Genomic DNA, 8,558 nt, shown 5'->3' with positions numbered 1-8,558 from the left:
CCGGGCGCACCCCCTACCCCGGGGGATCCGGGCGCGGCTCCAACCGGGTCAGCGGGCCGCGCGGCGGCGACGCGCCCCGGGTCGCCGCGCGAGGCGCCGAGAGCGCCGCCCCGGCCGTCGGACGCACCGCCGCCGGGGCGACCGCGGAGGCCGGCGCCGAGGCGGGCACCGGCACATCCGCGGCCGTCGGGCGGCCCGTGGTGGTGCTCGGGGCCGGGCCCCGGGGCGCGGTCGGCGTGGATCTGGCGGAGGAAGGCCCCCACCTCCTCATCGAGGGACCGGCCGGCAGCGGGCGCACGGAGCTGCTGCGTGCCGTCGCCGCCTCGCTCGCCGCGGCCGCCCGGCCCGACCTGCTGGGCCTCCTGCTGGTCGACGGCGCGGGCGGCGACCGCGGCGATGGCCTTGGCCCCTGTACCGAACTGCCGCACGCGTTCACGCACCTGGTGGCCTCCGACCCGGTGCGGATGCGGGAGTTCGCCCAGGCGCTGGGCGGCGAGCTGAAGCGCCGGGACGAACTGCTCGGCCCGTACGACTTCACCGAGTGGCACCACCGGCACGAGGCGGCGCGGCAGATGGTCGGCCGGCGCCCGCCGGCCACCGCGCAGCAGCGCGGTGACGTGGACTCCCCGCTGAGCGGGACGCTCCGGCTGCGCCCAGCCGCCCGCCCCTCGGAACCCGGGCCCTCCCCTCTGCCCCGGCTCGTCGTCCTGGTCGACGACTTCGACGCGCTGGTCGCCCCGGCGCTCGGCAGCCCCGGCCGCCCCGCCGCGGGTTCGGTGGTGCGGGCCCTGGAGGCCGTGGCGCGGGAGGGCGGCCGGCTCGGCATCCACCTGGTCGCGGCGTCCGCCCGCCCGGACCGTACGGAGGACACCGACCTGGCCCACGGGGCCCGGCTGCGCATCGTGCTGGACGCACCGGTGGTCCAGCCGTCTCCGGAGGACCCGGCGCCCGGACGGGGCAGGCTCGGGCATCCGGACGGGCGGGTGACCCCGTTCCAGGGCGGCCGGGTGACCGGGCGCATACCGCGCACCGCCACGCTGCGGCCCACCGTCGTGCCGCTGGAGTGGGAGCGGATGGGCGATCCGCCGACCCGGCGCCCGGTCCGCGAACTGGGCAACGGACCGACCGATCTGGCCCTGCTGGCCAGTGCGCTGGAAAGGGCGGCCCGGTCGGTGAACGCCGAGCCGATAGCCCCGTTCGGGCCCGTCCACTCCTGAGGGAAACCGAGCCCGGACGTTCACTGACATCACGTCACGAGCCCATCACGATCAAGGAGTTGACACGAGAAGCGGTATTGCGGCGCCCGTGCACCGGGCGTAGGACTGGGCTCACACAACGATGTGAGAGACGGGGAAGCAATGCGCACAACCCTTCGAATCAGCAGGGCCGCCGCGGTGTTCACCGCCGTCGGCGCCCTGGCCCTCACCGGTTGCAGTGACGACGGCGGAAAGGACGAGTCGGACAAGAGCTCTGGGAGCGGCAAGGGAAGCCCCTCCAGCGTCGTCCTGCCGAAGCTGGACGGCGAGAAGCTCTCGGTCGCGGCCGTCTGGACCGGTGCCGAGCAGGCCAACTTCGTCAAGGTTCTCGAGGAGTTCGAGAAGCGCACGGGCGCGAAGGTCACCTTCGTCCCGGCGCAGGACCCGATCGTCAACTTCCTCGGCACGAAGATCGCGGGAGGCCAGCCGCCGGACGTCGCGATGATCCCGCAGGTCGGAGCGATCCAGCAGGCAGCCCAGAAGAAGTGGGCGAAGCCGGTCGGCCCCGAGGCCAAGGCCCAGCTGAGCAAGAACTACTCGGAGGTCTGGCAGGACCTCGGCGCGGTGGACGGCACCCAGTACGGTGTCTACTTCAAGGCCGCCAACAAGTCCCTGATCTGGTACAACGCCAAGGCGTTCGAGAACGCGGGCGCGGCCGAGCCGAAGACCTGGAAGGACTTCCTGAAGACGGCCGAGACGGTCTCCGCCTCGGGCGTCACCCCGGTCTCCGTCGGCGGCGCGGACGGCTGGACGCTCACCGACTGGTTCGAGAACATCTATCTCTCCCAGGCCGGTCCGGAGAAGTACGACCAGCTGGCCCAGCACAAGATCAAGTGGACGGACCCGTCCGTCAAGGACGCGCTGACCACGCTCGCGCAGCTCTTCGGCAAGCCGTCGCTGATCGCGGGCGGCGCCGACGGCGCCCTGCAGACGGAGTTCCCCGCCTCGGTCACCCAGACCTTCACCGGTGGTGACCAGCCCAAGGCCGCGATGGTCTTCGAGGGCGACTTCGTGGGCGTCAACATCGCGCAGACGAAGGCGAAGATCGGGACGGACGCCAAGGTGTTCCCGTTCCCGGCGGTCGGCGCCGAGTCCCCCGTCGTGACCGGCGGCGACGCCGCGGTGGCGCTGAAGGACGGCAAGGGCGCCCAGGCCCTGCTGACCTGGCTGGGCTCGACCGACGCCGCGCAGATCATGGCCGAGCAGGGCGGTTTCATCTCGCCGAACAAGGCCCTGGACGCCTCCGCCTACCCGAACGAGGTGCAGCGCACGATGGCGAAGGCGCTGATCTCGGCCGGTGACGCCGTCCGGTTCGACATGTCCGACCAGGCACCGCAGTCCTTCGGCGGGACGCCCGGCAAGGGCGAGTGGAAGACCCTCCAGGACTTCCTGAAGAACCCGAAGGACATCGCGGGGACTCAAGCGAAGCTGGAGTCCGACGCGGCCAAGGCGTACAAGAGCTGACGCGATGACGACAGCCGCAGCGGGGGGCGCCGACGCGGTGCCCCCCGCCGACAAGCAATCGCCCGCGGAGCCGTCGGTGCCCGCGCCCAGGAAGCCGTCCGACCCGCCGTCCGGCGGCCCGGGGCGCAGCCGCCGGAGCGTGACCGGCACCCGCCGGTTCATCGCGGCCCTCTTCCTGGCACCCGCGCTGGTGCTGCTGGGCGCGCTCGTGGTCTATCCGATCGTGTACTCCGTCTACCGGTCGTTCCTCGACCAGGCGGGTACCGGCTTCGCCGGGCTCGACAACTACAAGGCGCTGTTCACGGACGACACCATCCGTACGGCGGTCAGGAACAACGCGATCTGGGTCGTGCTCGCGCCGACGGTCTCGACGGCGCTCGGGCTGATATTCGCGGTGCTCACGGAGCGGATCCGCTGGGGCACGGCGTTCAAGCTGGTCGTCTTCATGCCGATGGCGATCTCCATGCTCGCCGCCGGCATCATCTTCCGGCTCGTGTACGACGCCGCTCCGGAGCGTGGGGTCGCCAACGCCGTATGGGTGGGTGTGCACGACACCTTCGCCGAGTCGGCGGGGTATCCGAAGGCGCATCCGCTTCCGGTCCACCCGCTCAGGGCGGGCCCCGGCGGTTCGTTCGTCACCAAGGAGCCGGTACGGGCCGGGCAGCCGGTGCGGCTGCCGCTGGTCGGTGTGATCCCGGCGAACATGCCGAAGGACGCGAAGCCCGCGAGGACCGCGGCGGCGAAGGACGGCGAGATCGCCGGCACGGCGTGGCTGGACTTCACCAGGGGCGGCGGCGGCCGGCCCAATGTCATCGACGCCAAGGAGCTGGGTCTCAAGGGCCTCAAGGTCGAGGCGGTCAAGGACGGGAAGGTGGTCGCCTCGGCGACGGCGGACGCGGACGGCACGTTCACCCTGCCCGCGTCGGCGGACGGCGCCGGACTCCGGCTGCCCGCCTCGAACTTCAAGGAGCCGTACAACGGGGTCGAGTGGCTCGGCCCGACCCTCGTCACTCCGGGGATCATCGGTTCCTACGTCTGGATGTGGGCCGGGTTCGCGATGGTGCTGATCGCGGCGGGGCTCGCGGGGCTGCCCCGTGAACTGCTCGAAGCGGCCCGGGTGGACGGCGCGAACGAGTGGCAGGTGTTCCGCCGGATCACAGTGCCGATGCTGGCGCCCGTGCTGGTGGTGGTGCTGGCCACGCTGATGATCAACGTGCTGAAGATCTTCGACCTGGTCTTCATCATCGCGCCGGGCTCCTCGCTGGACGACGCGAACGTGCTGGCGCTCCAGCTCTACCGGTCCTCGTTCGGCACGGACACGGATCTGGGGATCGGCAGCGCCATCGCCGTACTCCTGCTGCTGCTGGTACTCCCGGTGATGTACGTGAACATCCGCCGGATCCGGAAGGAGGGGCGCCGATGACGACAGCGCCGACCACGGCCACAAGCACATCGGCCGAAGACGTTCCGGTGAAGGCCGAGCGGTCCCTCGGCGCACGCATCGCCGCCCGTGCCGGCGGCGGTGCGATGCGGATCTTCCTCGTTCTGGTGGGCCTGTTCTGGCTGATGCCGACGGTGGGGCTGCTGCTGTCCTCGCTGCGCGGCGCGGACGACATCGCAGCGACCGGCTGGTGGAAGGTCCTCACGGCCCCGTCGCAGCTCACCTTCGACAACTACGCCGCGCTGCTGGACAATTCGACGATCACCCACTCCCTCCTCAGCACCGTCATGATCACCGTTCCGGCGACCGTCCTGGTCGTGGTGATCGGTTCACTGGCCGGATACGCCTTCGCCTGGATGGAGTTCCCCGGCCGCGACTGGTGGTTCCTGGTGGTCGTGGGGCTGCTGGTGGTCCCGGTGCAGGTCGCCCTGGTCCCGGTCTCCAAGCTCTTCGGCGCGGTCGGTATCTTCGAGACGACCTTCGGCGTGATCATCTTCCACACGGCCTTCGGTCTGCCCTTCGCGATCTTCCTGCTGCGGAACTTCTTCGCGGAGATCCCGAGGGAGCTGCTGGAGGCGGCCCGGCTGGACGGGGCGGGCGAGATCCGGCTCTTCACCCGGGTCGTGATGCCGCTGGGCGGCCCGGCGATCGCCTCGCTCGGGATCTTCCAGTTCCTCTGGGTGTGGAACGACATGCTGGTCGCACTCATATTCGCCGACTCGGACTCGCCGCCGATCACGGTGGCCCTCCAGCAGCAGGTACGGCAGTTCGGCAACAACATCGACGTGCTGGCGCCCGGCGCCTTCGTGTCGATGGTGATTCCGCTGGCGGTCTTCTTCGCCTTCCAGCGCCAGTTCGTCTCCGGCGTGATGGCGGGCGCGGTGAAGTAGGCCGCGAGCACGCGGTGCCGTGAGCCGGGAGCAAGCTGCGCCGTCGTACACACGGCTGTATGTCAGCACGCGGGGGCGGGGTCGCTCATCACGGCGACCCCGCCCCACCCGCCATGCGGTCGCCGCGGTGCTCTGGCGGCCCGTCCGACGGCGGCGCGGTCAGCGTTGCTGGCCCGCCATCACGGTGGCGAGGCCGACGACCACGAGCAGGGAGCCGCCCCAGGTCCACATCGAGGTCCGTTCGTGCAGCACGGTCGCCCCGGCCAGCACGATCAACAGATACCCGAGGGCGTTGAACGGGTACGCGATGGACAGCGGCACCTTGGCCAGGGTCGCCATCCAGGCGAGGGCGGAGACCGCGAAGACCACCAGGCCCAGGACGACCCAGGGACTGGTCGCGGCACGCAGGGCGACAGATCCGCCGCCGTGTCCCGCGGCGGCCGCGGCGTTCTTCATCCCGTGCTTGAGCATGATCTGGCCGCCCGCCGACGAGAAGACGGCGAACAGCAGCAGCATCAGACTGGGGAGGGTCAAGGCCTTGCTCCTGACTGCGACGCCCGGGGACTGCGGCTTCGGGACGGGCGTGGGACGGGAACCGTCGGCCTCAGACGCCGACCCGGTCGGCAGGGGCGTACTGTCGGTCGAGGATGTCCTGTACATCGACGTGCTCTCCAGCGATGATCGTCTCGGCCGCATGCGGGGTGAGCAGTGCGACGTGCTGATAGCCGAACAGCGTCGGCCGGATCCGGGTGAGCAGTTTCGACACTGCGCCCAGGACCGCGGGGAGCGGTCCGCCGCCGAGCAGTGCCCAGAACGGGGCCCCGGTCGACGCGATGTGGAGGACGTCGTAGCCCGCCTCCCTGACGGTGCGGCGCAGGCTGGCCCGGGTGAAGAAGCGCAGATGCGTTTCGTCGAGAATGCCGCGCCGGTCGTAGCCGAAGACTCCGAACGCCACCCGCAGCCGTGAGTACCAGTGGCTGAAGTTCGGTACGGAGAGCAGCACATGGCCGCCGGGCCGCAGCACCTCGACCACCTCGGCGAGCACCCGCTCGGGGCGGGAGAGGTGCTCGATGACGTCGCCGGCGACCACGTAGTCGTAGCCGACGCCGATCTCGACCGGCAGCCCGTCCTCCAGGTTGGCGAGGTGGAAGTGGGTGCACTTCTCGCGTACGCCGGGAACCTCGACGTAGTCCACGCCGGTCACCTCGTGGCCGAGGGCTTCGAGGCGCTGGGCGAACAGGCCGCCGGAGCAGCCGAGATCGAGGACCCGGCCGGGCGGGAGGCTGCGCATCTTCTCCAGGATGACGGCGTGCGAGGAGCCGTCGCCCTCCTTGAACGCGTACTCGACGGGCTTGGGGATCCAGCCGCAGGTGCCGAATCCCTTGACGGCGAGGCGGTATTCGAGGACGTCCTTGACGACGTCCTTCGCGTACTTCATGCCGTTGACGTAGCAGATCTCGTCGCCGTAGTAGGTGGGGACGGGGATCTCCTTGATCCGCATCCCCTCGTTGAGCAACTGGACGATGATCTGGGTGTCGAAATCGAACGCGTCGGTGTTCCGGTGGATCGGCAGCTTCTTGAGCGCCGCGACACTGTAGGCGCGGTATCCGGAGTGGAATTCGGAGAGCTGCGAGCCGAGCAGGACGTTCTCCAGACGGGTGAGAATGCGGTTGCCGAGCCATTTGTACATCGGCATGCCCCCCTTGAGCGCCGATCCGGATTTCATCATCCGCGATCCGAACACGGCCTCGCATTCGCCGCGTTCGATGGGCCCGACCATGTCGGGAAGGAATTCCGGGGCGTACTGTCCGTCGCCGTGCAGCAACACGATGATGTCGAGTCCGTGCTCGGCTGCCAGCGCGTATCCGGCCTTCTGGTTTCCGCCGTATCCGAGGTTCTTGGTGTGCCGCATCACCACGGTCCGCGGCATTCCCTCCATCTGCGACCAGCGGCAGCCCGCGGTGAAGGTCTCGTCATGGCTCGCGTCGTCGAGAATGAGGATTTCGGCGACCTTGGACCGGAAGTCCTCCGGAATGCGGTCGAGGGTATTCTCCAGCGTCGTCTCGGCGTTGTACGCGACCACCAGAATGCCGATCCTGGGGCTCGGGCTTTCCTTCACGGGGCGTTCTCCAGTTGCGCTCGGTGCTCGGTGCTTGCTTCTCGGAGGCGGTCAGTTGACGGCGGAACCGGTGGGCTGCGAGGTACGGGGAGCGGTGACCGTGCCGCACCCGGCGGGGGGCCGTCCGGGCGGGCCCGGCCGGGTGGCGAGAATCTTGCGGATCCCGCTGAAGACGCCCGCGGCGAGAACCGCCCAGCCGGCCTCGGCGAGATGCAGCACCGTTTCGCTCCAGTGCACGGCGGAGCGTCCCTGGTAGCCGAGGACCGCCGTCAGACCGAGCAGGCAGCTGTACGCGGCGCCCTCCCAGAACCCGATGACGAACAGCCCGGCGGCTGCCCAGGTCAGGTACTGGAGCGCGGACGCGGTGGAGAGCAGCAGCAACAGGCTCATCGTGACGGCGACGACGACGGGCAGCTGTGCGGGCCGCAGCCACGCGAGCCAGACCCCGGCCGCCACGCAGACCAGCACGAACAGGAAGTGGCCGTCGCCCTCGATGAAGGTGATGAAGGACTGCGGCAGGCCGGACAGGTCGGCGAAGCGGACGAGCCCCCAGAGGCGTTGACCGCCACCCGCGTACTCCAGGACGTTCTCCCTGAGGTTCTCCGGTACGGCCATCAGGACCGGCCCCCAGACGAGGGCGACCAGCGCCGCGAACCCGGCGGAGAAGCGGACGAACGCCGGCCGGCCGGCCCGCAGCGCGACGAGGAACAGCGCCGGGACCACCACCACGGGGATGAACTTGACGCTGATCGACAGCGCGGCGGCCAGCCCGGCGGCCAGCGGCGCCTTCCGGTCCACCAGCAGATGGGCGGCGGCCAGCGCGAAGGTGATGGCGACCAAGTCGGTGTTGCCGTGATAGCCGGAGGTGGCGATCAGTACGGGGCTGGCGGCCACGCCCACTCCGCAGGCGACGGCGGCGCCGGTCGAGGCGCGCCGGCGCACGATTTCGAAGACGAGGAGCGCACAGCAGAAGTCGGCGATCGAGGCGGGCGATCTGATCAGCGTTCCGAAAGGGATGCCCAGTTCGGAGAGTTCGTTCAGACCGAGCAGCATCCATCCGGCCAGTGGCGGATGGTTGTACACGGGAAGTCCCGGCAGTGGCTGTTCGTAAATCCGAATGGGTCCGTAACGCACGATCGCCTTTGCGAAACCGTGAAAGATTCGCACATCGGCCGGGCCCGGCATATTCGCCGCGATCAGCATTCGGGTGACAAGACCCGCGACCGCGGCAATGAGCACCACCGCTCTTGCACGTGGCACGTCCCAGGTTTTGCATCGCATTCGGATACCCATGAAAACAGAACGTAGCAACCCGAAGACGTTGAGCGACGCACCGATGGCCACACTTGGATGGACCATTTCGTGAATGTGGCGCACACTCGTGCAAA

Annotated in this window: 7 protein-coding genes; 4 read left to right on the top strand and 3 right to left on the bottom strand. The window is 69.7% G+C overall.

The genetic code is table 11. The annotated features are described in order from the left end of the window. The 4 genes from ACWCQ6_RS27400 to ACWCQ6_RS27385 form a co-directional block, all read left to right on the top strand. Window positions 1-1,217 (top strand): FtsK/SpoIIIE domain-containing protein (locus ACWCQ6_RS27400; RefSeq protein ID WP_451093562.1); only part of this gene is annotated, 1,217 nt, incomplete at its 5' end. Between the two features lie 141 nt (window positions 1,218-1,358). Then, window positions 1,359-2,720, top strand: coding sequence for an ABC transporter substrate-binding protein (locus ACWCQ6_RS27395; RefSeq protein ID WP_451093560.1), 1,362 nt, complete (start codon window positions 1,359-1,361; stop codon window positions 2,718-2,720). A gap of 4 nt (window positions 2,721-2,724) precedes the next feature. Beyond that, complete coding sequence (locus ACWCQ6_RS27390; RefSeq protein WP_451093558.1) at window positions 2,725-4,143, top strand: carbohydrate ABC transporter permease; 1,419 nt, start codon at window positions 2,725-2,727, stop codon at window positions 4,141-4,143. After that, window positions 4,140-5,051, top strand: coding sequence for a carbohydrate ABC transporter permease (locus ACWCQ6_RS27385; protein ID WP_451093556.1), 912 nt, complete (start codon window positions 4,140-4,142; stop codon window positions 5,049-5,051). Before ACWCQ6_RS27390 ends, ACWCQ6_RS27385 begins: the two co-directional genes overlap by 4 nt. Window positions 5,052-5,210: 159 nt before the next feature. Here the strand turns inward: ACWCQ6_RS27385 and ACWCQ6_RS27380 are convergent, their stop codons facing one another. The 3 genes from ACWCQ6_RS27380 to ACWCQ6_RS27370 all read right to left on the bottom strand — a co-directional run bounded on the left by ACWCQ6_RS27380 (window position 5,211) and on the right by ACWCQ6_RS27370 (window position 8,253). After that, window positions 5,211-5,585, bottom strand: coding sequence for a hypothetical protein (locus ACWCQ6_RS27380; RefSeq protein ID WP_451093554.1), 375 nt, complete (start codon window positions 5,583-5,585; stop codon window positions 5,211-5,213). A gap of 70 nt (window positions 5,586-5,655) precedes the next feature. Next, window positions 5,656-7,170, bottom strand: a complete 1,515-nt coding sequence (locus tag ACWCQ6_RS27375; protein WP_451093552.1) for a methyltransferase domain-containing protein — start codon at window positions 7,168-7,170, stop codon at window positions 5,656-5,658. Between the two features lie 51 nt (window positions 7,171-7,221). After that, window positions 7,222-8,253: a glycosyltransferase 87 family protein gene (locus ACWCQ6_RS27370; RefSeq protein WP_451093550.1), complete on the bottom strand. Its 1,032-nt coding sequence runs from the start codon at window positions 8,251-8,253 to the stop codon at window positions 7,222-7,224. Between the last annotated feature and the right edge of the window lie 305 nt (window positions 8,254-8,558).

Source organism: Streptomyces sp. NPDC001880 (genome assembly GCF_053594575.1).
The sequence above is the reverse complement of the archived record's forward strand: the minus strand, read 5'-3'. Positions and strand labels throughout refer to the sequence as shown.

What these genes read in the sequence shown, in the direction of transcription:
- ACWCQ6_RS27395 (WP_451093560.1), top strand. Translation starts at nt 1,359, where the DNA reads ATGCGCACAACCCTTCGAATCAGCAGGGCCGCCGCGGTGTTCACCGCC.
- ACWCQ6_RS27390 (WP_451093558.1), top strand. Translation starts at nt 2,725, where the DNA reads ATGACGACAGCCGCAGCGGGGGGCGCCGACGCGGTGCCCCCCGCCGAC.
- ACWCQ6_RS27385 (WP_451093556.1), top strand. Translation starts at nt 4,140, where the DNA reads ATGACGACAGCGCCGACCACGGCCACAAGCACATCGGCCGAAGACGTT.